This window comes from Desulfovectis peckii (assembly GCF_055391705.1).
The window spans coordinates 1,347,077-1,370,417 of record NZ_AP042409.1; the positions used below are offsets into that span (position 1 = coordinate 1,347,077).

A 23,341-nucleotide genomic window follows, 5' to 3' on the forward strand; every position below is an offset into this window, starting at 1 on the left:
GACCGCCCGTAGTCAAACAACGCTTATTATAACATAACCGGCATAAGCAAATCAACTTTTTCCCATATAATAGATAATATCCTTTAACTTTTCATACACTTCCTGCAGAATCTTTTTATCTTCGTCGGTTAGCTCCGCTTTTTGCAGTAATTCCGGGCGCCTTTCCAGTGTACGCAATATCGACTGGCGGCGCCGCCAGCGAGCGATATTTTGGTGATGGCCGCTCAGCAGCACTTCCGGTACCTTTAAGCCTTGATATTCCCGGGGTTTGGTGTAATGGGGGTGCTCCAATAAGCCGTTATAAAAGGAATCCTGTTCCGCAGAGGCCTGCTCTCCCAGCACACCGGGAATCATGCGTGCTACGGCATCAACCACCACCATAGCCGGCAGTTCACCGCCGGTAAGTACGTAGTCGCCAATCGATATTTCGTCAGTGACGTGTTTTTCAATAAAGCGCTCGTCAATGCCCTCATAATGGCCGCACACCAGCACCAATCTTTCCTCTTTAGCCAGTTCCTTTGCCAAGTTTTGACTAAAGGGAATCCCTTGCGGCGTCATTAAAATTACCCGCCCTAAATCCCCCTGCCGCTTTAGATGTTCAATTGCTTTAAACAGGGGTTCGGCCTGCATCACCATACCGGCACCTCCGCCGTAGGGGGTATCGTCTACGGTACGGTGTTTGTTTTGCGAGTAATCTCTGATGTTGTGCAAGTAAATTTCCAATATTTTTTTATCCCGGGCGCGTTTAATAATACTGGCATCAAAGGGCCCGACAAACATTTCCGGAAACAAGGTCAATATGTCAATACGCATTATTCCAGCAACCCTTCCGGTAATTCTACAACCATGCGGTTGTTGTCAATGTCAATTTCTTTAACTACCTTCTTCAAGGCCGGGATAAGAATTTCTTTGCCGTTTTCCGGCTGCACCACATATACATCGTTGGCACCGGTGCGCAGCACATCCCGCACCCGGCCCAGTTTTGTGCCTTGACCGTCATATACCTCTAAACCGACGATGTCAAATATATAGTATTCCCCTTCCTGCAAGGGCCAAAGCTGTTCCCGGGTTATTTGCAGTAAAGCGCCTTTCAGCTTCTCGGCGGCATTCATATCCGGAACTTCGGCAAACTTAATCACCACAAACTGCTTGTGCCGACGGACACTTTCAATGTGATAAACTTCTCGCCTGTCATTTAATAAAACATTGACTGCCCTTAGTGCGGCAAAACGTTCCGGAAAGTCGGTAAGGGGGAGTATGCGCACCTCTCCCTTATGCCCTTGTGTGTTGACAATTTCACCGATGGTAATGTATTCTTCTTTCATTTACGCTGTGCTACCTCCGTCGCTATCCGGCCGGCCTTGCCTGATCTCGATCACCACACCGTCCTCTACCAGTATTTCTACATTCATTACTTGGTTCCAGTTATCCCCCACTTTTATTTCCGTAAAACTCTCCACCCGGCCGTGAACAATTTCCGTTCCCGGTGCCAGCGCACCTATCTCTTTAATTCTGGCGATCAGTCTTTCTTTTTTTTGCCGGCGTTCGTATATTTGGCTTTCCAACTGTTGTTCGATGTAGGCCGGCGCCTGGGGGTTTTTTTTGGCTGCCTCGGCCGCCAATTTTTTCTTATGAAACTCTAAGCGCTGCAATTCTAAGTCCAGCTGCTGTACCGCCTTTTGCAATTCCGTCACGACAATTTTTTTATAGCGCTCGGTAACCTTTACTTTGACGACCACCGGCCTGGTTACTGTAATGCCCCGCATTGCTCAACACCTCATAATAATGAAATACTAAGGGGGCTTTCTGCCCCCTTAGATGATTTCTACCATTACTTTTTTCTGCTGTTTAGTTGCCGCCGCCTTCACCACCGTGCGAATGGCACGGGCAATGCGGCCTTGTTTACCAATGACCTTGCCCATATCTTCTGGAGCTACTCTTAATTCTATCACTACCATTTTTTCCTTTTCAATCATTCTTACGTCTACTTTGTCAGGCTGGTCAACAAGGGATTTGGCTAAAATCTCTACCAATTCTTTCATAATTATGAAAAACCCTCCCTAGTTATTACCCCCAATGGGCGTTACTTCTCCAGTATCCCAGCCTTTTGGAACAGCTCTTTAACAGTATCCGAAGGTTGAGCGCCTTTTTTCAGCCAATCCAATGCCTTCTCTTTGTTAATGTTGATCACAGCCGGTTTTTTGAGAGGGTCATAATAACCGATTTCTTCAATAAAACGCCCATCGCGCGGGGAACGGGAATCCGCCACTACCAGGCGATAAAACGGAGCTTTTTTAGCCCCCATTCTTTTTAAGCGAATTTTAGTTGCCATATTGTGTCACCTCCTCCTAAAGTCATGCCTTAATGTCAATCAGCTATTAAAAAGGAAAGGGTATTTTTAACTTTTTACCTTTTTTCAGGTTCTTCTCCATATCGCCAAACTGTTTGAACATTTTACGGGTTTGCTCAAACTGTTTTAAAAGCCTGTTTACTTCTTGCACGCTGGTACCGCTGCCTTTGGCAATCCGTTTGCGCCTGCTGCCGTTAATTTTCTCGGGATGCCGGCGCTCATAGGGGGTCATGGAATTGATAATTGCCTCGGCATAAATCAACTCTTTTTCGTCAATCTGTTCTTGAATGTTTTTAATTTTGCTCATCCCGGGAATCATCGCCAGGATTTGATCTAACGGCCCCATTTTCTTAATTTGATGCAGTTGATCCAAAAAGTCTTCTAAGGTAAAGGTGGCGGTTTTTAACTTTTTGCGCAGTTTTTCCGTTTCTTCGGCATCCAAATTCGCCTGGGCCTTTTCAATCAGCGTCAGCACATCACCCATACCTAAGATGCGATCTGCCATGCGGTCGGGGTGAAACACTTCCAAAGCATCCAGTTTTTCTCCCATGCCGACAAATTTAATCGGCGTACCGGTAACCTTGCGCACCGATAAAGCAGCCCCGCCCCGGGTATCTCCGTCCAGCTTGGTCATCACAATGCCGTCGAGACCAAGGCGTTGGTTAAAACTGTCCGCCACATTCACCGCATCCTGACCGGTCATCGCGTCAACGACCAATAAAATTTCATGGGGTTTAACGGCTGCCTTAATGCTTTCCAGTTCATTCATTAATTCTTCGTCAATGTGCAGGCGGCCGGCGGTATCAATGATAACCAGGTCGTGCCCCGTTTTATTGGCGTGGGCCACCGCCCCTTTGGCAATATCTACCGGATTTTGCTGCCCCATGGTAAAGACGGGAATATCCAGTTGCTTGCCCAGCACCTCTAACTGCTTAATGGCTGCCGGGCGGTAAATATCGGCGGCAACCAGCAGCGGACGCCGTCCCTGCTTGCGCAGCAAGTTGGCCAGTTTGCCGCAGGTAGTAGTTTTACCGGAACCCTGCAGGCCAACAAGCATCACAATTGTCGGCGGCTTAGGAGCAAGATTGATTTTGCTTTGTACGCCGCCCAGCAGTTCAATCAGCTGTTCGCGAACAATTTTAACAACCTGCTGGCCGGGAGTTAAGCTGGTCATTACGTCTTGCCCGACTGCTTTTTCCTTGACTTGAGCAACAAACTCTTTCACTACTTTATAGTTAACATCGGCCTCTAAAAGTGCCACCCGCACTTCGCGCATAGCCTCATTAACGTCAGCTTCGGTAAGGTTGCCCTTTCCTTTTAACTTCTTAAAGGTTTCCTGCAACCGTTCGGAAAGATTTTGAAACAAGGGGACACCTCCTGCCCACTGAGATTATTCGCTAAACTGCTTGTAAATCTCAGTCAGTATTTCTTCGATCCGATTTAGCTTATCGGGATTTTGGTCCTGGCGGAAATCCCTTAACAGTTCCAGCGCTTCAGTAACTTTTTTTCTTTCAGCCATGAATTTCTTGACTAGGCCCAGCTTTTGTTCATAATCGGTAAGAATCTTCTCTGCCCGTTTTAAGGTATCGTGTACCGCTTGCCGGGTAACATTGTATTCATCGGCAATCTCACCTAGAGATAAATCTTGGCCGTAATAAAGTTCAATGAAGCGCTGCTGCCGCTCGGTCAGCAGTTGGCCGTAAAAGTCGTACAACAAAGTAACCCAGATGACTCTTTCCATTTAAGGATGGCCCCCGTGCCTTCTTACTATAAAGGTAATCAGCTTTACAGAGAAGATTTTACTGAATAATGCTATCGCTGTCAAGTGCTTAACTATGACAATGGGGGTTTGAAACAAATTAAAAGCAGGGTATAATTTCTTTGGGAGGGTGAAAGATGGAACGACTAAATGAACAAGTCAATGAAAACAGCTTACCGGCGGGTGTTTTAACTTTAGACGAAGCGTTAAGTTTGAGCAGGACGGAGGTCAGGGAATATCATAAGAAATACATAAATTCCAGCTTGGCTACCATGCTGGGACTGTTGAATTTCGATAACCATTACGTTAAAGCGGCCGGTGCTTCCGTTTGGGACAGTGAAGGCCGGGAATATTTAGACTTTCTCGGCGGTTACGGTTCCCTTAACTTAGGCCACAACCACCCGAAAGTAATTCAGGCATTGGAGAAAGTCAACCAACTGCCTAATTTGCTGCAGGCTTCACTGGGCACATTGGCCGGTGCTTTGGCCGCCAACTTGGCTAAAATTACGCCGGGCAACCTGCAGCGCTGTTTTTTTTGCAACAGCGGTGCTGAGGCAGTAGAGGGAGCATTAAAATTAGCCCGGGCGGCAACGGGCAGACAGAAAGTGATTTACTGCCAAAATTCCTTCCACGGCAAAACTTTTGGCGCTTTGTCGGTAACCGGCAGGGAAAAATACCAAAAGGCCTTTCAACCGCTGCTGTCCGGTTGTATATCGGTGCCCTTCGGTGATTTAGATACATTAGCCGGGCTGCTCAAAGGTAATGACATCGCCGCTTTTATTGTTGAGCCCATTCAAGGGGAAGGGGGCATTCACCTACCCCCGCCCGGTTATCTAAAAAAAGCTTTAGAGCTATGCCACCGGTATGGTACGCTGTTCATCGCCGATGAGGTGCAAACCGGCATGGGCCGCACCGGTTACATGTTTGCCTGCGAAGGTGAGGACCTGGTGCCGGATATCATGTGTTTAGCCAAATCTTTGGGCGGCGGTGTTATGCCGATGGGTGCCTACATCACCACCGATGAAATTTGGCAGCGGGCATACGGCAGTTTAGAGAAGGCATATTTACACACTTCCACTTTTGGCGGAAACACTCGCGCCTGTGCAGCGGCCTTGGCGACCATAGAAACTATTTATAATGAAAATTTAATTGCCGCGGCCAAGGAAAAAGGCGAGTATTTCCTCAATAGACTTAACGAATTAAAAGAAAAGCACCCCCTGCTGGCCGATGTGCGCGGTCGGGGCTTGCTCATCGGCATTGAGTTTGCCCAACAAAAAGGTTTGGCTTATAAGGCCACTTTGGGCGCCTTAACCAAACTTTCTGAGGAATATATGGGCAGCCTGGTTGCCGGCGAACTGCTAAACAAATACGGCATTATTACCGCCTTTACCCTGAACAACCCCAACGTCATCCGCCTGGAACCGCCGCTTATTGTCAGCTACCGGCAGCTTGACCGGGTAATTGATGCGCTGGATGAAATTTTAAGCAGCCATAAAGGCTTTATCAGCATTGCCGCTTCCAGTGCCAAGACTATTCTAAAAAGCTTGAAAAAGAAATCGTAAAAAATTTTAAGGGCTGAAGTACAGCGCACCCTTAGTTGCGCAGTACTCCGGCCCCTTTTTTACTGTCTTTTTAGCAGCTTGGCGGCACATTCTTCCGTTTTCCTCATCACTTCTTCCTCATCAAGGGTCAGCACCCGGCGATCTTTCATCACCAGCTCGCCGTCAATGATTACCGTTTGCACATCCGCACTGTGGGCGGCATAAACCAGGTGAGCGTAGTAATCATGACGCGGGTAGAAGTGCGGCGCTTGGAGATTTACCAAAATAACATCCGCCAGCAAGCCCGGTTTTAACTGGCCTATTTTTCCTGCCATGCCCAACACCTGGGCCCCGCCGTAGGTGGCCATTTCCACCGCCCGATAGGCTGGCATGACGGTGGGATCCATATTGGCTAATTTGTGCAGCAGGGCGGCGGTGCGCATTTCTTCCAGCATATCCAAGTTGTTGTTGCTGGACGCTCCGTCTGTGCCCAAGCCCACTTTCACACCGGCATTGAGCATTTTGGGTACCGGTGCAATACCGCTGGCCAGCTTCATGTTGCTCTCCGGATTGTGAGCCACGCCGACCTTGTTTTCCGCCAAAATTTGAATGTCACGGTCATCTACATAAACGCAGTGGGCGGCCAGGGTGGGGTATTTAAACAAACCGAGATCGGCCACATGCTGAATGGGCGTTTTGCCGTATTGTTTTAGCATGTCGTTGTACTCCGTCTGGGTTTCCGCCAAGTGAATGTGCAAGCCTACTTTTAGCTCCTCTGCCGCCTCCATTACCTTCTCCAAATAGTCCGGCGGGCAGGTATAGGGGGCATGGGGCCCCAACATCGCGGTTATCCGCCCATTGGCGGTATTGTGGTACTGTTTAACAAACTCTTTGCTTTCCTCCAGCGCCTGCCGGCCGTTAGGGTTAACACCGATTAAACCGCGGGATAACACAGCCCGCATACCGCTTATTTCTGCGGCTTTGGCCACCTGCTCCATCATGTCATACATATCCACAAAAGTGGTGGTGCCGGATTTAATCATTTCCAGGCAGGCCAGCAGGCTGCCGTAATAAATGTCTTCCGGTATCATTTTGGCTTCTATCGGCCAGATTTTGTCATTCAACCACTCCATTAACGGCAGGTCGTCGGCATAACCGCGCAGCAGCGTCATCGCCGCGTGGGTGTGGCAGTTAATAAAGCCGGGCATAGCCACCATGCCGCTGCCGTCAATTTCTATTTCCGGGGCAAAGTCAGGCGGAATACAGCCTTGTTCCCCCACCGCCAGCAGCTTATTGCCGGAAATGGCTATCTCACCCTTGGCAATCACTGTCTTGTCACCGGTCATGGGCAGGATATCTACATTGCGTATAATTATTTTGGACACGGATCCACCTCCGCAGATTACTCTTTCTTTTGACCGTATTTATGCACATAAAAATCTCTCAAGCTGTTAACGTCCTGCTCACTTAGCGCAGCCGGGCTGCCGGCCTGTTTGGCCAGCAGATATATTTGCGCACAGCGTTCCACCATTTCACAAACCGCCAATGCTTCTTCCAGGGTCCTGCCTACACCGACCAGGCCGTGGTTAGCCATTAATACCGCATTGCCCGTTCCCAAAGCTTTTACGGTATTAATTGCCAGCTGCTCAGTTCCCGCCAAGGCATATTCCGCTACCGGCACTCCGCCGCCAACCAGTGCAGCCATGTCTTCCAATATCGGCGGCAGTGCAGAGCGGGCAACCGCCAGTGCGCAGGCATAAATACTGTGGGTGTGTACTACCGCCTGTACATCCGCTCTCCCTCGGTAAATTGCCAGGTGTACTTTCAGTTCGCTGGAGGGCTTTAAGTCACCCTGAACCACTTCACCCTGCATATCCACTACCACCGTCATATCCGGCCTAATGTGGGCGTAATCCACTCCACTGGGTGTAATTACCAGCAGTTTTTCTTTCGGCACCAGGCAGGAAAGGTTGCCCCAGGTACCCGGCACCAGTTGAGCGGCGGCCATCTTTTTTCCGTAGGCTGCCACGAGCCTGCGAGCTTTTTCTACGCTAAGGCCTGTCATAAAAGTCAGTCTCCTTATGGCTTATTCGGCGTGATTCCAGGCATTGATGTACTGCTTTTGCTCCGGTGACAGCTCATCGATCTTGATCCCCAGGGATTTAAGTTTAATGTTGGCCACATCGGCGTCAATTTCTTGCGGCACATTGTAAACCTGCCGTTTTAGTTTACTCCCATTTTCTAAAACGTACTTTGCCGACAGGGCCTGCAGGGCAAAAGACAGATCCATGATTTCCGCCGGGTGACCGTCACCGGCAGCCAAGTTTACCAACCGGCCTTCAGCCAGTAAATACAACCTGCGTCCGTCCGGCAGGGAATATTCTTGAATGTTGTTGCGCACGCGCCGGTTGCCGGTAGAAAGCCCCTCTAAATCGGGTTTGTTTATTTCTACGTCAAAGTGCCCGGCATTGCACATAATTGCTCCGTCTTTCATTACTTGATAATGTTTGGCGGAAAGCACGTCCTTACAGCCGGTGGCGGTAATAAAGATATCGCCGATTTTAGCGGCCTCAATACTGTTCATTACCTGAAAACCGTCCATATGTGCTTCGATGGCTTTGATGGGATCCACTTCGGTAACAATTACCTTTGCCCCCAAACCCTTCGCCCGCATGGCGATACCTTTGCCGCACCAGCCGTAGCCCATCACCACAACATTTTTGCCGGCGGCAATCAAGTTGGTGGTGCGCATAATGCCGGACCACACCGACTCCCCGGTGCCGTAGCGGTTGTCAAATAAGTGTTTACAGTAAGCGTCGTTTACCGCAATCATGGGAAACTTTAAGGCACCGTCACGCTCCAGTGCACGTAGGCGCAGCACACCGGTAGTGGTTTCTTCACAGCCGCCGATAACATTGGCCGCCAAGTCCTGCCGCTCGGTGTGGAGCAAATGAACCAAGTCACCGCCGTCGTCAATGACGATATCCGGCCCGTTGTCTAAAACGCGCAGCAAGTGGTCTTTATATTCCGCAGCGGTGGCGTTGTACCAAGAGTAAACCTGAATCCCTGCCGTTGCCAGGGCGGCGGCTACATCGTCCTGGGTGGAAAGGGGATTTGAGCCGGTGATGGAAACATCCGCCCCGCCTGCGGCCAGCACTTCCGCCAAATAAGCGGTTTTTGCCTCCAGGTGAATGCTTACCGCTATTTTTACTCCTTGAAAAGGTTTTTCTTTTTCAAAATCTGCCCGAATGGCATTTAATACCGGCATGTGCGCCCTTACCCAATCTATTTTCAACCGACCTTCCGGGGCCAGGTTGATGTCCCGTACCAAGTAATCAGTCATGTTTTATCCCCCTATTCTTGCATTGTTCTTGAGGCGACGGCTTTTGCACAATTTTTTTCAGGTTCTCAGTATAAGGCGGTTTAACTACCCCGCGCTCGGTAATAATGGCGGCAACCAAATTGTTGGGTGTGACGTCAAAAGCCGGGTTCCACACTTTCACACCGGCCGGCGCCACCTGCATTCCTCCGAATTTGGTCACTTCTTCTACATCCCGCTCTTCAATGGTAATCTGATCACCGGAAGGCAGACTTAAGTCCAGCGTTGATATCGGTGCCGCTACATAGAAAGGAATGTTATGGGCATGAGCCAGCACGGCCAATCCATATGTACCGATTTTATTGGCTACGTCTCCGTTGGCGGTAATGCGATCCGCGCCCACGATTACCAAATCCACCTTGCCCAAAGACATCAAATAACCGGCCATGTTATCGGTAATTAAGGTGACGGGAATTCCATCCTGCATTAATTCCCAGGCGGTAAGCCGCGCCCCCTGCAGCAGCGGGCGGGTTTCATCGGCATAAACTTGAATTTCCTTACCCGCTTGATGGGCGGCACGAATGACGCCTAACGCCGTACCGTAGCCGGCCGTGGCCAGTGCACCGGCGTTGCAGTGGGTAAGTATGGCCGCTTTTTGCGGCACCAGCTGCTGACCGTATGCACCCATTTGCCGATTGGCTTCCAGGTCTTCGCAAAAAATGGTATGCGCCTCTTCCAACAGCAGCTTTTTTATATCGGCAAGGTCTAAATCTCCACTTTCCCGGGCTTTGGCCAACATGCGGTCAACCGCCCAGCGCAGATTAACCGCCGTCGGCCGGGTTGTTGTCAGCTGATAGCCAATCCTGCCCAGTTCAGCTAAAAACTTTTCTCTGTCGGTGGCGGTAATGCTGTTGGCGCCCAGTACCATGCCGTAAGCGGCAGCCGCGCCGATTGCCGGTGCTCCCCGCACACTGAGCCGTTTAATGGCCTTTGCCACCGTTTCTACATCTTTAGCTTCGATATATTCAACACTGCCGGGAATTTTGGTTTGATCGAGAATATATAGCTTGTCGTCCTCCCAGTACATTGTTTTCATTTAGCGAATCATCCTTTCAACAGTTCATCCATCCGTCCTTCAATTGCTGAATGGCAGCGGCAGGTACGGTCAACAGACAGCTTGGCAATTGTACCCATTGCCAACTTGCGCAGGTTTGCCGAGTTTTGCGCCATCACATCCAGTACCTCTTTGTGGGTTAAAGGATATTCCGATATGCCGGCGGCAAAATTGGTTACCATGCAAACGGTAGCATAGCACATTTCCGCTTCTCTTGCCAAAACCACTTCCGGCACACTGGTCATGCCAACCAAGTCGCCACCCAGCAAACGGAACATTTTGATCTCCGCCGGTGTTTCGTAACGTGGGCCTTCAGTGGTGACATAAACACCGCCCTTATGATAGCTTAAATTCAAGCCGGATGCTACTTCAACCATTACTTTGCGCAGCTCGGGGCAGTAGGGGTCTGTTACGTCCACATGCACTACCCCATGCTCGCCACCTTCAAAAAAAGTGGACTTGCGGTTTTTGGTAAAATCTAAAAACTGATCTACAAAAACAAAATCACCTGGCTTCATGCTCGGGTTTAAAGAACCTACTGCCGCCGTGGCAATAATGCTTTTAACACCTAATTTTTTCAAGCCGGCAATATTAGCCCGATAATTCACCAAATGTGGCGGCACGGAATGGCCGGCACCGTGGCGATTCAAAAAGGCCACCGCCTTGCCTTGATATTCGCCTATTTTTACGGTGATATCACCGTAAGGGGTGCTTACACTTTCATCACGAATATTTTCTAGGATATTGGGGTCATATACCCCAGTGCCACCGATAATCGCCATTGAAACGGTCATTTTAATTTTCAACCTCCAATCTAATAGTAGTTACAGGCAAGCACATGCACCAATTATTCGCCTTATTGGCGGGAATTTCCTTTGCGCCAGATCCAAATTATGCACTATTTAACCCTCTTTCCGCCTCAAGGCAGGTTAGTCGGTTTTAAAGGCATTCCGTCGGTATAATACACCAATGCCGCCTGCTCTATACATATTAAAAAATGCCGGGAATTTAATGCTTACTAATTCGTTAAGAAAAAGTACCCAAACAGCATGGAAACGACAATTAAAAAGATGGGGTGCACTTTAAAATAAAAAAGCAGTACGAAGGCTACTAAGGCAATTACCCAGGTAACCGGTATGGGAAAAGATTTCAAGCCCATCTCCCACGCTACCTGAATCAACAAAACCACTACCACCGGGCGCACTGCCTTCAGCATTCCCGCCATTTGCGGGGTATCTTTGTATTTCATGTATATACCGGCCAAACCAACCATCGCAATGGCGGTGGGCAGTACGGTGCCGGCCAGTGCCGCCGCCGCCCCCAAAAATCCGGCCATTTTATATCCGACATAAGCCGACATTTTGGTGGCAATCGGGCCGGGCAGGGAGTTGCCCATCGCCAGGGCATCGGTAAACTCTTCGGTAGTAAGCCACTTATAATGATCTACCACCTCTTGCTGAATTAAGGGAATGGCGCTCGGCCCTCCCCCAAAGGCAAATATGTTTGCCCGGGTAAAGGCAATAAACAACTGCCAAATTAAAATATAAAAGGGTACGGCCGCCACGGCAGCAACTGCCGCCGTTTTTACTTCTTTTTTTCTGCCCTTGTTTTCATTACTTTGTTGTTCCACTTGATTGGCCATTGTCTTCATTCCTCCCTAACTCATCATCAGTAACACTGACAAGCTTTTTTATTTCTCTAAAATAAGCCCGTTTTGAATTTTCAATGTGTTCTCTGGCTACCCGCTCGGCCAGATCGCCGTCACGCAACTTAATTGCCTCCAGCAACTGGCGGTGTTCGTTGTTTGCCTGCCTTAGCCGCTCGGGATTGGAATAACCGATGTTGGCATACCTGATTACATAATCTGCCAGCGTGGTTACCATGTTATATAGGCGGGGGCTGCCGGCAGCCCGATAAATCAAATCATTAAATTCCCGGTGCACTTTATCCACATTAGCGGGGTCTTCAACGAGAGTTTTTTGCATTTTTTCATAAAGCAATTCCAACTCTGTTAGCCCTTCCGGTTCTATTCTTTCTGCGGCCATGCGGGCAGCCAAACCCTCCAGCACCGCCCGTATGCGGTATATTTCCAGTACTTCAGAATCGTCAATTTCAGCAACAACTGCCCCAATGCGCGGTTGATGGTATACCAAACCTTCCAATTCCAACATGCGGATTGCCTCCCGCACCGGCGTGCGGCTAACCCCTAACTGTTCGGCCAGTTTCCTTTCTACCAGGCGTTCTCCAGGCTTTAACCGCCCTTGAAAAATCGCCCGGCGCAAGCGCTGATAAACTTGATCCCGCATCTGCTGGGCATCGGTGACCGGTTTTAACTCCTCTTCCGCCACCTTGCCACCCTCCTTTTTTGGTATATGGTATACCACAATTTTAGCGGCTTTATTTTACCTGAGCAAGAGTTATACCGGCAAAATTTTCACTAAAATATCCCTCCAAAAAACATAAGGCCCGACAAAGCCGGCAAACTCCCCTTATTGTATGATTTTTCTTAATTACATTTAACCCACTTTATGTTTAAATAATATTAGTTGATTGCTATTACATTATGATTTTAAGACAGGAGGTAAAGATTTTGTCTGCATGCCGTTGCCATGATCAGGATCCGAAGCAGTTGGCAATGCAAACTGCTTTGCAAAAATACAAGGGCGAACCCGGGGCATTAATTCCGCTGTTACAGGAAGCGCAAGAAATTTACGGTTATTTGCCGGAAAGGGTAATAAGGCAAATAGCCCGAGAACTTAAACTGCCCCCCAGCAAAGTCTTTGGGGTAGCTACCTTTTACGCCCAGTTTCACCTGCAACCCCGGGGTCGCCACGTCATTCGCGTTTGTACCGGCACTGCCTGTCATGTGCGCGGTGCTGAACGGCTGTTAGAAAGCATTGAAAAAGCCTTAGGCTTGAAAAGCGGCGGCACCACTGAAGATTTGCGTTTTACGTTAGAAACGGTGGCTTGTCTTGGTGCCTGCGGACTTGCTCCCGCCATGATGGTAAACGACGATACCTACGGCCGTCTCACCCCGGACAAAGTGAAAGAAGTCCTGAAACAATATAAGTAGGAACGGAGGTTTTTTTGTTGCCGAACCCAACCGAACAATACCGACATACCCTATCCGTTTGTGCCGGCGGCTGTTCATCATCCGGCTCTTTAAAGGTACTGGAAAGTCTGCAAGCAGAAGTAGCAAGGCGCGGTTTAGACGGTCAAATTTTAGTTAAGCCAATTGGCTGTCACGGATTTTGTGAGCAGGGCCCCATTGTTACGGTGCAGCCCGGCAAAATATTTTACACCCGTGTCAGCGAAAATGATGCCGCAGAGATTATAGACGGGCTGCTTTGCGGCCGGCCGGTGGACAGGCTGTTATACACTGATCCGGAAACGGAAAATAAAATAAGATCCTATGATCAGGTGCCCTTCTACGCCCGCCAGCAAAAAATAGTGCTCAGCCGCTGCGGCATAATTAACCCTGAGGATATTGAAGACTGCCTCGCCCACGGCGGCTATCAGGCGCTGGAAAAAGTGCTGCACACCATGACCCCGCAGCAAGTGGTAGATGAAATAAAAAAATCCGGGCTGCGGGGACGGGGCGGTGCGGGATTCCCCACCGGCATTAAGTGGCAGGGTGCTTTAAATGCCCAAATCACTGATAAAAGATATGTCATTTGCAATGCCGATGAAGGCGACCCCGGGGCATTTATGGACCGCAACTTGCTGGAGGGCGACCCCCATGCGGTACTGGAAGGCATGGCCATCTGCGGTTATGCCACCGGATCCGATGAAGGATACATTTATGTGCGGGCGGAATACCCCGTTGCCATTAAAAGGTTAAAAATCGCCATTGAACAGGCGGAACAAAAGGGACTGTTAGGTAACAACATATTAAATTCCGGCTTTAATTTTCATGTCAAAATCAAAGCCGGGGCAGGTGCCTTTGTGTGCGGCGAAGGCACGGCACTGATGAGCTCTATTGAGGGCAATCGCGGTATGCCGCGGGTGAAAGTCGCCCGTTCCACCGAAAAAGGTTTATGGGGTAAGCCCACTACTTTAAACAACGTAGAAACCTTTGCCAACGTACCGATAATATTGTTAAAAGGTGCGGATTGGTATTCCGCCATCGGTACCGAAAACAGCAAAGGCACGAAAATATTTTCCCTCACCGGCAAGGTAGTGAATACCGGTTTGGTGGAAGTGCCAATGGGCACTACGTTAAGAAAAATTATTTTTGATATCGGCGGCGGTATTCCCAATAACGGCAAATTTAAAGCGGTGCAGGCCGGCGGGCCGTCCGGCGGCTGCATCCCGGCGGAGTACTTGGATTTGCCCATTGATTATGATTCTTTAAGTAAGGCAGGTGCCATGATGGGCTCCGGCGGCCTGGTGGTAGTGGATGACAGCACCTGTATGGTTGATTTGGCGCGGTTTTTCTTAAATTTTACCAAGAACGAATCCTGCGGCAAGTGCACCCCCTGCCGGGAAGGCACGTTGCGCATGCTGGAAATTTTAACTAAAATTTGTGACGGCAACGGTGAGCCGCAGGATCTTAATGACTTAGAGCGGCTGGCCAAGACGATTTGCAGTGCATCACTGTGCGGTTTGGGCAAAAGCGCCCCCAATCCGGTGCTCAGTACACTGCGCTACTTCCGGGATGAATACGAAGCCCATATCTACCAAAAACGCTGTCCGGCCGGCGTCTGCCCCAACCTGCTGCAGTATACCATCAACCCGCAATTATGCAAAGGCTGCGGTGCTTGCGCTCGCTCTTGCCCGGCCAATGCCATCACCGGGGAGCGAAAACAAGCCCATGTCATTAACACCGCAAGCTGTATTAAGTGCGGCAACTGTATCAGCACATGTAAATTCGGTGCCGTAATGAAGAAATAAACGCACCAAAGGAGTGGAAAATGTTGTCCAACGTTACTTTAACTATCAACGACCAAAGGGTCACCGTTCCCGCCGGAACAACAATCTTAGAGGCAGCTGAAAAACTGGGGATTTTCATTCCCACCCTTTGCCATGAGCCGGAATTAAGCAAGCCCGGTTCCTGCCGCCTGTGTGTTGTCGAACTGGCGGGGTCAAATAAACTGACTATCTCTTGTGCCACCACTGTAAAAGAGGGAATGGTGGTTTACACCGAGTCGCCTGCGGTGGTAGAAACTCGCAAAACAATCCTCGAACTTTTATTGGCCAATCATCCTCAGGACTGTCTTACCTGCGGCAAAAGCGGCGACTGCCGTCTGCAGGATTATGCCTTTAGATACAAAGTGGGCGGCCCGGGCTTTTCCGGTCAGCGCCACCAATATGAAATTGAAGAGGACAACCCCTTTATTGTGCGGGATATGAATAAATGTATTTTATGTGGAAAATGCGTGCGCATGTGTGCCGAGGTACAGGGCAAATATGTTTTAGACTTTGCCCACCGCGGCTTTCACACTAAGGTAACCACGGCAATGGATAAACCGCTGTCGCAATCGGAATGTGTGTTTTGCGGCAACTGCGTTGCCGTCTGCCCTACCGGAGCACTGCAGGAAAAAGAGTTGCGCAGCAAAGCCCGCAGCTGGGAAGTAAAAAAGGTAAAAACCATCTGCCCATACTGCGGCACCGGCTGTGGCATCGAGTTAAATGTTAAAGACAATCAGGTAGTGGGCGTTACTTCCGGCAGCGGTGAAGTCAACGGCAAAGCCCTTTGTGTGAAGGGACGCTTCGGTTATGGCTTCATTCACCACCCTGAGCGGTTAAAAAAACCGCTGGTGAAGAAAAAGGGCCAATTTGTGGAAATTGACTGGGATGAAGCCATAAAACTGCTAGCCCAGGGTTTTCGCACCGTTAAAGAGCGGCACGGCAGTCACGCTTTCGCGGTATTAAGTTCCGCCCGCTGCACCAACGAAGAAAACTACCTGCTGCAAAAATTTACCCGGGCGGTATTGGGCACCAACAACATCGATCACTGTGCCCGCCTGTGACACGCCCCCACCGTCGCCGGTCTGGCGGCTTCTTTGGGTAGCGGGGCTATGACCAACAGTATCGAAGAAATCACCGGTAGCGATTTTATCCTGGCCATCGGCACCAACACAACTGAAACCCACCCGATTATCGGGCTGAAAGTGAAAAAGGCATTAAGACAAGGTGCCCTCTTGGCGGTTGTCGATCCCCGACAGACGGAAATCGCCCAATTGGCCGATTATCACCTGCAGCTAAATGCCGGCACCGATGCCGCCCTTTTGAACGGTTTTGCCCGGGTTATTATCGCAGAAGGGCTTTGGAATAAAGAGTTTGTCGACACACATACGGAAGGCTTTGCCTTATTGCGCCAGGCGGTGGAAAAATATACTCCGGAATATGTAGAAGCAATCACCGGAGTGCCGGCGGAAACAATTGTTCATGTGGCCCGCAGTTACGCCCGGGCAAAAAATGCCACCATACTTTACACTATGGGTGTTACCCAGCATACCACCGGCACCGACAATGTGCTGGCGGTGGCTAACTTGGCAATGCTCTGCGGTCACCTGGGCAAAAAGCACAGCGGTATTTATCCGCTGCGGGGCCAAAATAACGTGCAGGGAGCCTGCGATATGGGTGCCTTGCCGGATGTTTACACCGGTTACCAAAAGGTTGCCGATGAAAATATCAGAATGAAAATGGCGGCAGCCTGGAATGTACCTGAATTGCCGGCCACTCCCGGTTTGACCGTCGGTGAAATGTTCGAACAGGCTGCCATGGGTAAAATTAAAGCGATGTATATTGTGGGTGAAAACCCGCTGCTCTCCGATGCCGACGCCAATCATGTCAAGGCGGCACTGAAAAAACTGGATTTTCTGGTGGTGCAGGATATTTTCCTTACCGAAACCGCCCAGCTGGCTGACCTGGTACTGCCGGCAGCAAGCTTTGCGGAAAAAAGCGGCACCTTTACCAATACCGAACGGCGCGTACAAAGAGTGCGGCAAGGGATTCCGCCCCTAGGGGATGCCAAGCCCGACTGGCAAATCATCTGCTTAATTGCCAAGGCATTGGGCTACCCGATGAATTACAGTTCACCTAAAGAGATTATGCAGGAAATAGCGGCCCTTACTCCCTCTTATGCCGGCATATCTTATGAACGCTTAGAAAAGGGCAGTTTGCAGTGGCCTTGTCCCAGTGCGGACCACCCCGGCACACCAATCCTGCATCAAGGCGGTTTTATGCGTGGCAAGGGCAAATTTCACCCGGTAGAGTACCGGCCGCCGGCGGAGATGCCCGACGAGGAATATCCGCTGCTGTTAATTACCGGCCGCCGCCTGCCCCACTATCATACCGGTACCATGACCCTGCGCACCAATGCCTTAGAAAAACAGTATGGGGGAGACTTTCTGGAAATCAATCCGACAGATGCCGCCCGGTTACAGTTAACGGACGGAGATACCGTTAAGGTAAGCTCCCGCCGCGACGCAGTCACTCTTAGTGTTAAAATTACGGATAGCATACCGGCAGGCACGGTGTTTACCTCTTTTCACTTTCCGCAAGTGCCCATTAACCGGCTGACCAATCCGCAGCGGGATCCGATAGCTAAAATACCGGAGTTGAAAGTGTGTGCGGTTAAAGTGGAAAAGATCAATTAAAAGCTTGGCAGCCTTTTCCGGGCTGCCGGGCTTTTTATGCCGGTTTAGATGCGCTTTTTAAACCTTATAACAGTGGTTGGAAACGGGAGGGAAAAATGGAGCTTTATAAGATTAACGGCAGCACGTATTACATTAGCGCCGCTACCAACATTGGGGTGTTTATCTTTAAAGACAAGTACACTTTGCTGGTGGATACAGGCGGCAACAATCAGCAAGGGAGAAAAATCAGCAACTTGATAACCGACAACGGTTATTTGATCAAATATATTTTTAATACGCACAACCACATAGATCATACCGGAGGCAACATCTTTTTTAAGGAAAATTACCCCGGCTGCGTACTGCACTGCTCAGAGCAGGAAAAGCTGTTTATTGAAAACAACTATCTTTTTCCGCTGTATTTATATGGCGGCCATCCGGTGAAAGAGCTGGCAAAAAACTATGTGAAAGCAAAAAAACAATCTATTGATTTGGTCGTGGCACCGGGGGTAAGTAAAATTAACAACGAAAAATTTACCTTCATCCCGCTGCCCGGCCACTCTCCCGGGCAAATGGGCGTGGCCACAAAAGATCGGGTTTGTTTCTTGGGCGACGCTTTGTTCAGCGAAGAAATAATTGCCAAATATTCCTTCCCCTTCTTGTTTGACATCGCAGAACAGCTGCAAACTTACCAAGTTATTGCCGAGCTGGACTATGATTACTTTGTTTTAAGCCACGGCAATAAAATTTACCGGCGGGATGAACTGGAGCAACTGATTGAGTTAAATAAGGACAACTTAAACAAGTATTTAAACTTGGCCTGGGAATTACTGGCCCAGCCGAAAACTAAAGAAGAATTATTAGAAGAAATGGCAATATTGACGGATCTGGCCCTTGATTTTAAAGAATATTATTTTAGCCTCTCTACAACCGGGGCCATGATTACCTACTTTTACGACCGGGATCTGCTGGACAGTCAAATTGAAAACGGCAGGCTTTACTATTACCGAAAGTAAGGTAAATAAAAAAGCACCAATTGCTCTGTCAGCCGCGGAACAGAATAATTGGTGCTTATTTTTTTAATTTGTCTTTTCCTCTAAGCCATACAGCGCGGCCACAAATTCTTTCGGATCAAAGGGCCTAAGATCGTCGATGCCTTCGCCGACACCGATCATTTTCACCGGAATGTGCAAGCCGGTCTTAATACCGATTACCACGCCGCCCTTAGCGGTCCCGTCCAGCTTGGTCAGGGCAATGCCGGTAACATTAACCGCTTCACTAAACAGCTTGGCTTGGCTGATCCCGTTTTGCCCGGTGGTTGCATCCAGCACCAATAAAGTTTCATGAGGGGCACCGGGCATTTCTCTTGCTACTATGCGGTGTATTTTCTTTAACTCCTCCATCAAGTTGCTCTTGGTATGCAGCCTGCCGGCGGTGTCAATGAGCAAAATATCCGCCTTTCTGGCCCGGGCAGCCTGCATGGCATCGTAGGCAACGGCACCGGGGTCGGAGCCTTCGGCATGCTTAATTACATCCACACCGACGCGTTCGCCCCAAATTTCCAGCTGATCAATTGCCGCCGCCCGGAAAGTGTCCCCCGCCGCCAAGATCACCTTTTTGCCCTGCTGCTTATAATAATGGGCCATTTTGCCGATGGTGGTGGTTTTACCCACGCCGTTGACACCGACAACCAGGATTACCGTCAAGCCGTCAGGGTTAATATTGATGGGCACCGTTTTATCGCCAATCAAATATTCAATCTCTTCTTGAAAGATATCTTTTAGTTTCGCCGGATCACTGACGTTGCGCAGTTTTACCCCTTCGCGAATCCGTTCCACCAATTCTAATGAAGTATTAACCCCCACATCTGCCTGAATCAGCACTTCCTCCAGTTCTTCATACAGCTCTTCATCAATTCCCTTGCGGTTGATTACCACTTTTTCCACTTTTTCTATCAAGCCCTTGCGTGTTTTGGCTAAACCCTTTTTTAGCCGGTCAAAAAATCCCATATTATTACCTCCTGTCATCTAGGATCAATTTGTTGCTGCCGCATCATTTTTGGCCAAGTCAATGGAAAACAGCTGAGATACACCGGAGCTACCCATAGTCACCCCATACAAAGTTTGGGCATGTTCCATCGTCCCTTTGCGGTGGCTGACCACAATAAACTGGGTAAGTTCGCTGAATTTAAGTAAATAGCGGGCAAACCTGTTGACATTTGTTTCATCCAGGGCGGCATCAATTTCATCCAAAATGCAAAAGGGGCTGGGGCTTACCCTTAAAATGGCAAAAAGTAAGGCAATGGCAGTCAGTGAACGCTCGCCGCCCGAAAGCAAGTTGATATTCTGCAACTTTTTGCCCGGCGGACAGGCCTCTATTTCAATGCCGGCGGTAAGGGGATTGTCACCTACCATGCGGATGACTGCCGACCCGCCGCCGAAAAGTTCTTTAAATACGTTGGTAAATTCTTTTTGAATTTTTTTAAAGGCCGACATAAAGTCTTTAGACATCCGCGCATCTAATTCAGAAATTAAGTTTAACAGCGACTTTCTTCCTTCGTCTAAGTCCTGCTTTTGTTTTTGCAGGTAGTTGCAGCGGTTGAGCACTTGGTTATACTCTTCCTCGGCACCCGGATTTACCGTGCCGATTTCCGCCAGCAGCCCATTTAATTCATTAATTCTTTCTTTGCATTGTTTAACATTAGTTACCGGCGGCAGGTTAATTTCTTCCGGCGAAGTTATGCCATACTCCTGCTTAAGGCGATTGATTAGTCCCTGATATTCCGTTTCTAAGCGCGCCTGCTGCAGTTGCAAAGCGTGCATCTTCTGCAGCTGTTTTTGCAATTCTTCCTCCGCCTGTTTTACCGCCAAGCGCAGCTCGTCCCGGCGTTTTTGAATAAAAAAACGCTCCTTTTTTACCTCTTGCATCCGGAGAAGGGATTGGTGCAGTAATTTTTCCAGCCTTTCCAACTCGCAAGTTTTATCAGTGATTTGCTGCTTCAGTTCCTCTTCTTTTTGGCGGATATTGATTAAGTCCTGTTCAAAGTTTTTAATTTGTGTCAAAAAGTTGTTTTTTTCACCCTGTAAACGGTTGATTAAACTTACCGTTCCGGCTTTTTGCTGCTCGCTGCCGGCGAGATCCACTCTGGCAGCGGTAAGTTTTTGCTCTAAATTTAAGCGCCTTTCCTTGAGCGCATTTAACTTTTGCTGCTGGGCCAAAATTTTTTCTTCCACCAGTTTTCGCTCAGCTTCCGCCTTTGCTACCTGACGGGCAAGGGCCAGCTGATATTCATCCTGGTCCTTTATTTCTTGCTGTAAATTAGTTATTTCATAATCATTTTCCTGGCTGCTTTGGCCGTAACGCTTGGCTGCGTCCTCTAATTGAACCGCTTCTTGCCTTTTTGTCGCCAGCGTCACTTGATATTCAACCACCCGGTCTCTTATCTCCGCCAACTGCCCTTCAGTTTGCTGTAAGCGCTCGCTGATTTCTTTCTCTCTTGCTAACGCTTCTTTTTCTCTTTTCTTCAGTTCATTTATTTTCCGCCCATATTCTTCTAATTCTCTTTTTGCCTTTAGCAGTCCGCGATTTTGACCGGCTGCCGTTCCCCCGGTCAGTGAACCGCCGGGATGAATATATTCACCTTCCAAGGTCACTAAGCGCAAGCGCTGTCCACTGGCTTTCGCCGCTTGCAGGGCCTGCTCGATATTTTGTACAATCAGCACTTTGCCTAACAGAAATTCCACTACCACTTGATACTGCGGATGACATTGAACTAAATCCGCCGCAACTCCAATCACACCCGGCATCGTTAAAGCTCGCCTTTCGATATCAGTGCGAGCCGCCGGGCGCAAAGTATTTAGGGGCAAAAAGGTAACCCGACCCAGCTTGTTTTTCTTGAGATATTCAATCACATTTTTCGCATCTATATCGGTACGGGTAACAATGTTTTGCAGCGCTCCCCCCAGGGCCGTTTCCACGGCGGTCTCCAGCTCGGCGGGCACGGCAATCAATTCCGCCACGCTACCGCAGATACCTTTTAAATCTACTTTGCCCATTTTTAAAGCCAGCAGGATCTCTCTGACACCCCGCTGATAGCCGATATAAGCATCTTGGCTTTCTACCAAGGAACGATGCCTGGACTGGGCAATGGTTAATTCTTCTCTAATTTTGCGCAGCAATTCCTGCTGCTTAGCCTTAAGGGCGCCAGTCTCCCGCCGCCGCTGTTCGGTGGCGACTAATTTTTTTTGCGTTTCTTCTAATTGCCGATTAAGCAGACTTATCTGTTTCTTTGTTTCATTGAGTTTATCTTTCAGCCTGGACTGTTCTAAAGCCGCATCTTGGGCGGCTTGGCGCAATTTAGAAAGCCGGCGCTCCGCCATGCTTTTTCGTTCTTCAGAGCGCTGCAGTTTGCTGCGGCCCTGGGCTTCCGCATTCATCAGCTCAATAACCTGTGACTTATCCTTGTCCAGTTCTGTTTCACACTCGTTGATTTCATTTAAGGTATCGGTTAGCTTGCGCTCAAGCTCGGCAAGCTGTTTTTTCTTCTGACTTATAGTGTCATTTAATTGCTCCAGCTTAGCCCCTTCCTGTTTGGCCTCATTTTCAATACTTTGCTGTCGCTCAGCCACTTCTTTTTTTTGCCCGCTGATGCGGTGATATTCTTGCCGGCAATTTTTCAGCCGTTCCCGGCTTAAATTTAAATCATTTTCTAATTTCGACTGTTGCGTTTTCAGCTCGTTAATTTGTTCGTTTAATTTTTCCAGTACGGCATCTTTTTCTGTTATTTCCTCTTCTAATTGCTGCAAAAGTTGGGCCTTTTGTTGTTCAGCCTGCAATTCCTTGGTGTCCAACTTGCTTAGCTGCTCGCCCAGAACTGTTAACTTTTCTTCTAAGCGTGCCAGTTCCCGGGCCAACAGCCCTAACTCCAACTCTTTGCGCTCGTCGTTATACTTCCGCCAGCGGCGCGCTTTTTCTGCCTGCTCAGCCAGCTGCTCCAGCCGGCCGGAAAGCTCATTGATGATATCATTTAAACGCAGTAAGTCCTGTTCGGTATCATTGAGCTTGCGCAAGGCCTCTTCCTTGCGATAGCGGTATTTCACAATACCGGCCGCTTCCTCAATAACCTGCCGGCGCTCATGGGGCTTGCTTTGCAAAATTTCTTCCACTTTCCCCTGACCGATGATCCCATAAGCGCCGCGGCCAATGCCGGTATCCATTAAAAGATTGTGAATATCCTTCAACCGGCAGGGTACTTTGTTGATCATAAACTGACTTTCTCCGGAGCGAAATATCCGGCGGGTAATGGTTATTTCCGAATAATCCAGCGGGAATATTTTTTTCGAGTTGTCCAGCGTTACAGACACATCGCACATGCCCACACTGCGCCGTTGATCACTGCCGGAAAAAATTATCTCCTCCATGCGGGCACCACGCAGTACACTGGTTTTTTGTTCACCCAGAGCCCAGTTAATGGCATCGGCAATATTGCTCTTGCCGCTTCCGTTTGGCCCGACAATTACCGTTAGGCCGGGGTTAAACTCAATTTGTACTTTATCTGCAAAGGATTTAAAGCCATGAATTTCCAGTCTTTTGAGCACCGTCCCGGCTCCTTTCAAGCTAAATCTGTTCTGCTTATCTGCCCAAGCTGCAAAGGGCAAAGAGCCTTCTACAGCAAG

The 23,341-nt window shown here is 49.1% G+C and carries 21 protein-coding genes; 5 read left to right on the forward strand and 16 right to left on the reverse strand.

Annotated elements, in window-relative coordinates; translation table 11 throughout:
* Window positions 1-51: 51 nt before the first annotated feature.
* The 7 genes from trmD to ylxM are packed head-to-tail and all read right to left on the reverse strand — an operon-like array spanning window position 52 to window position 4,091.
* Entirely contained in the window at window positions 52-813 is a 762-nt protein-coding gene (trmD, locus tag ACZ5NG_RS06710) for a tRNA (guanosine(37)-N1)-methyltransferase TrmD (protein WP_464251053.1), read from the reverse strand.
* On the reverse strand, window positions 813-1,325 hold the full coding sequence (rimM, locus tag ACZ5NG_RS06715; RefSeq protein WP_464251054.1) for a ribosome maturation factor RimM: 513 nt from the start codon (window positions 1,323-1,325) through the stop codon (window positions 813-815). Before rimM ends, trmD begins: the two co-directional genes overlap by 1 nt.
* The gene (locus tag ACZ5NG_RS06720; protein ID WP_464251055.1) at window positions 1,326-1,766 is read right to left on the reverse strand and encodes a YlqD family protein; all 441 of its coding nucleotides are present in this window, start codon (window positions 1,764-1,766) and stop codon (window positions 1,326-1,328) included. It abuts the gene before it with no gap.
* Window positions 1,767-1,814: 48 nt separating this feature from the next.
* Window positions 1,815-2,042 carry a KH domain-containing protein gene (locus ACZ5NG_RS06725; protein ID WP_464251056.1) on the reverse strand — a complete coding sequence of 76 codons (228 nt, stop codon included), beginning with the start codon at window positions 2,040-2,042 and terminating at the stop codon, window positions 1,815-1,817.
* Between the two features lie 41 nt (window positions 2,043-2,083).
* Window positions 2,084-2,332 (reverse strand): 30S ribosomal protein S16, encoded by a 249-nt coding sequence (rpsP, locus tag ACZ5NG_RS06730; protein ID WP_464251057.1) that lies wholly within the window; start codon window positions 2,330-2,332, stop codon window positions 2,084-2,086.
* 46 nt (window positions 2,333-2,378) lie between these two features.
* A complete protein-coding gene (gene ffh / locus ACZ5NG_RS06735; RefSeq protein WP_464251058.1) occupies window positions 2,379-3,716 on the reverse strand; it encodes a signal recognition particle protein in 1,338 nt (445 codons plus the stop codon).
* A 24-nt stretch (window positions 3,717-3,740) separates the two neighbouring features.
* Window positions 3,741-4,091 (reverse strand): YlxM family DNA-binding protein, encoded by a 351-nt coding sequence (ylxM, locus tag ACZ5NG_RS06740; RefSeq protein ID WP_464251059.1) that lies wholly within the window; start codon window positions 4,089-4,091, stop codon window positions 3,741-3,743.
* Window positions 4,092-4,246: 155 nt separating this feature from the next.
* Between ylxM and ACZ5NG_RS06745 the strand changes: the two genes are divergently transcribed.
* Window positions 4,247-5,671 carry an aspartate aminotransferase family protein gene (locus ACZ5NG_RS06745; protein WP_464251060.1) on the forward strand — a complete coding sequence of 475 codons (1,425 nt, stop codon included), beginning with the start codon at window positions 4,247-4,249 and terminating at the stop codon, window positions 5,669-5,671.
* Between the two features lie 59 nt (window positions 5,672-5,730).
* Here the strand turns inward: ACZ5NG_RS06745 and ACZ5NG_RS06750 are convergent, their stop codons facing one another.
* The 7 genes from ACZ5NG_RS06750 to ACZ5NG_RS06780 form a co-directional block, all read right to left on the reverse strand.
* Window positions 5,731-7,035 carry an amidohydrolase gene (locus tag ACZ5NG_RS06750; RefSeq protein ID WP_464251061.1) on the reverse strand — a complete coding sequence of 435 codons (1,305 nt, stop codon included), beginning with the start codon at window positions 7,033-7,035 and terminating at the stop codon, window positions 5,731-5,733.
* A gap of 17 nt (window positions 7,036-7,052) precedes the next feature.
* Window positions 7,053-7,715 (reverse strand): class II aldolase/adducin family protein, encoded by a 663-nt coding sequence (locus ACZ5NG_RS06755; RefSeq protein ID WP_464251062.1) that lies wholly within the window; start codon window positions 7,713-7,715, stop codon window positions 7,053-7,055.
* Window positions 7,716-7,736: 21 nt separating this feature from the next.
* Window positions 7,737-8,993: an adenosylhomocysteinase gene (locus tag ACZ5NG_RS06760; RefSeq protein ID WP_464251063.1), complete on the reverse strand. Its 1,257-nt coding sequence runs from the start codon at window positions 8,991-8,993 to the stop codon at window positions 7,737-7,739.
* On the reverse strand, window positions 8,986-10,065 hold the full coding sequence (gene mtnA, locus ACZ5NG_RS06765) for an S-methyl-5-thioribose-1-phosphate isomerase (protein ID WP_464251064.1): 1,080 nt from the start codon (window positions 10,063-10,065) through the stop codon (window positions 8,986-8,988). The genes ACZ5NG_RS06760 and mtnA overlap by 8 nt, the downstream gene beginning before the upstream one ends.
* A gap of 8 nt (window positions 10,066-10,073) precedes the next feature.
* Window positions 10,074-10,877 (reverse strand): S-methyl-5'-thioadenosine phosphorylase, encoded by an 804-nt coding sequence (mtnP, locus tag ACZ5NG_RS06770; RefSeq protein WP_464253120.1) that lies wholly within the window; start codon window positions 10,875-10,877, stop codon window positions 10,074-10,076.
* 224 nt (window positions 10,878-11,101) lie between these two features.
* On the reverse strand, window positions 11,102-11,725 hold the full coding sequence (locus tag ACZ5NG_RS06775) for a chromate transporter (protein ID WP_464251065.1): 624 nt from the start codon (window positions 11,723-11,725) through the stop codon (window positions 11,102-11,104).
* Window positions 11,697-12,431 (reverse strand): GntR family transcriptional regulator, encoded by a 735-nt coding sequence (locus ACZ5NG_RS06780; RefSeq protein ID WP_464251066.1) that lies wholly within the window; start codon window positions 12,429-12,431, stop codon window positions 11,697-11,699. The genes ACZ5NG_RS06775 and ACZ5NG_RS06780 overlap by 29 nt, the downstream gene beginning before the upstream one ends.
* Before the next feature lie 287 nt (window positions 12,432-12,718).
* Between ACZ5NG_RS06780 and nuoE the strand changes: the two genes are divergently transcribed.
* The 4 genes from nuoE to ACZ5NG_RS06800 all read left to right on the forward strand — a co-directional run bounded on the left by nuoE (window position 12,719) and on the right by ACZ5NG_RS06800 (window position 18,682).
* Window positions 12,719-13,156 (forward strand): NADH-quinone oxidoreductase subunit NuoE, encoded by a 438-nt coding sequence (gene nuoE, locus ACZ5NG_RS06785; protein WP_464253121.1) that lies wholly within the window; start codon window positions 12,719-12,721, stop codon window positions 13,154-13,156.
* 14 nt (window positions 13,157-13,170) lie between these two features.
* Window positions 13,171-14,976: an NADH-ubiquinone oxidoreductase-F iron-sulfur binding region domain-containing protein gene (locus ACZ5NG_RS06790; protein WP_464251067.1), complete on the forward strand. Its 1,806-nt coding sequence runs from the start codon at window positions 13,171-13,173 to the stop codon at window positions 14,974-14,976.
* 23 nt (window positions 14,977-14,999) lie between these two features.
* Window positions 15,000-17,687, forward strand: a complete 2,688-nt coding sequence (fdhF, locus tag ACZ5NG_RS06795) for a formate dehydrogenase subunit alpha (protein ID WP_464253122.1) — start codon at window positions 15,000-15,002, stop codon at window positions 17,685-17,687.
* A gap of 95 nt (window positions 17,688-17,782) precedes the next feature.
* On the forward strand, window positions 17,783-18,682 hold the full coding sequence (locus tag ACZ5NG_RS06800) for an MBL fold metallo-hydrolase (protein ID WP_464251068.1): 900 nt from the start codon (window positions 17,783-17,785) through the stop codon (window positions 18,680-18,682).
* Window positions 18,683-18,745: 63 nt separating this feature from the next.
* On the opposite strand, the gene ftsY is transcribed toward ACZ5NG_RS06800, so the two are convergent.
* Complete coding sequence (ftsY, locus tag ACZ5NG_RS06805) at window positions 18,746-19,675, reverse strand: signal recognition particle-docking protein FtsY (protein WP_464251069.1); 930 nt, start codon at window positions 19,673-19,675, stop codon at window positions 18,746-18,748.
* 24 nt (window positions 19,676-19,699) lie between these two features.
* Window positions 19,700-23,263, reverse strand: coding sequence for a chromosome segregation protein SMC (smc, locus tag ACZ5NG_RS06810; RefSeq protein WP_464251070.1), 3,564 nt, complete (start codon window positions 23,261-23,263; stop codon window positions 19,700-19,702).
* Between the last annotated feature and the right edge of the window lie 78 nt (window positions 23,264-23,341).

Coding starts and splice junctions, on each gene's coding strand:
- trmD (WP_464251053.1), bottom strand. CDS start 813: ATGCGTATTGACATATTGACCTTGTTTCCGGAAATGTTTGTCGGGCCC.
- rimM (WP_464251054.1), bottom strand. CDS start 1,325: ATGAAAGAAGAATACATTACCATCGGTGAAATTGTCAACACACAAGGG.
- ACZ5NG_RS06720 (WP_464251055.1), bottom strand. CDS start 1,766: ATGCGGGGCATTACAGTAACCAGGCCGGTGGTCGTCAAAGTAAAGGTT.
- ACZ5NG_RS06725 (WP_464251056.1), bottom strand. CDS start 2,042: ATGAAAGAATTGGTAGAGATTTTAGCCAAATCCCTTGTTGACCAGCCT.
- rpsP (WP_464251057.1), bottom strand. CDS start 2,332: ATGGCAACTAAAATTCGCTTAAAAAGAATGGGGGCTAAAAAAGCTCCG.
- ylxM (WP_464251059.1), bottom strand. CDS start 4,091: ATGGAAAGAGTCATCTGGGTTACTTTGTTGTACGACTTTTACGGCCAA.
- ACZ5NG_RS06745 (WP_464251060.1), top strand. CDS start 4,247: ATGGAACGACTAAATGAACAAGTCAATGAAAACAGCTTACCGGCGGGT.
- ACZ5NG_RS06755 (WP_464251062.1), bottom strand. CDS start 7,715: ATGACAGGCCTTAGCGTAGAAAAAGCTCGCAGGCTCGTGGCAGCCTAC.
- ACZ5NG_RS06760 (WP_464251063.1), bottom strand. CDS start 8,993: ATGACTGATTACTTGGTACGGGACATCAACCTGGCCCCGGAAGGTCGG.
- mtnA (WP_464251064.1), bottom strand. CDS start 10,065: ATGAAAACAATGTACTGGGAGGACGACAAGCTATATATTCTCGATCAA.
- mtnP (WP_464253120.1), bottom strand. CDS start 10,877: ATGACCGTTTCAATGGCGATTATCGGTGGCACTGGGGTATATGACCCC.
- ACZ5NG_RS06775 (WP_464251065.1), bottom strand. CDS start 11,725: ATGGCCAATCAAGTGGAACAACAAAGTAATGAAAACAAGGGCAGAAAA.
- nuoE (WP_464253121.1), top strand. CDS start 12,719: ATGCAAACTGCTTTGCAAAAATACAAGGGCGAACCCGGGGCATTAATT.
- ACZ5NG_RS06800 (WP_464251068.1), top strand. CDS start 17,783: ATGGAGCTTTATAAGATTAACGGCAGCACGTATTACATTAGCGCCGCT.
- ftsY (WP_464251069.1), bottom strand. CDS start 19,675: ATGGGATTTTTTGACCGGCTAAAAAAGGGTTTAGCCAAAACACGCAAG.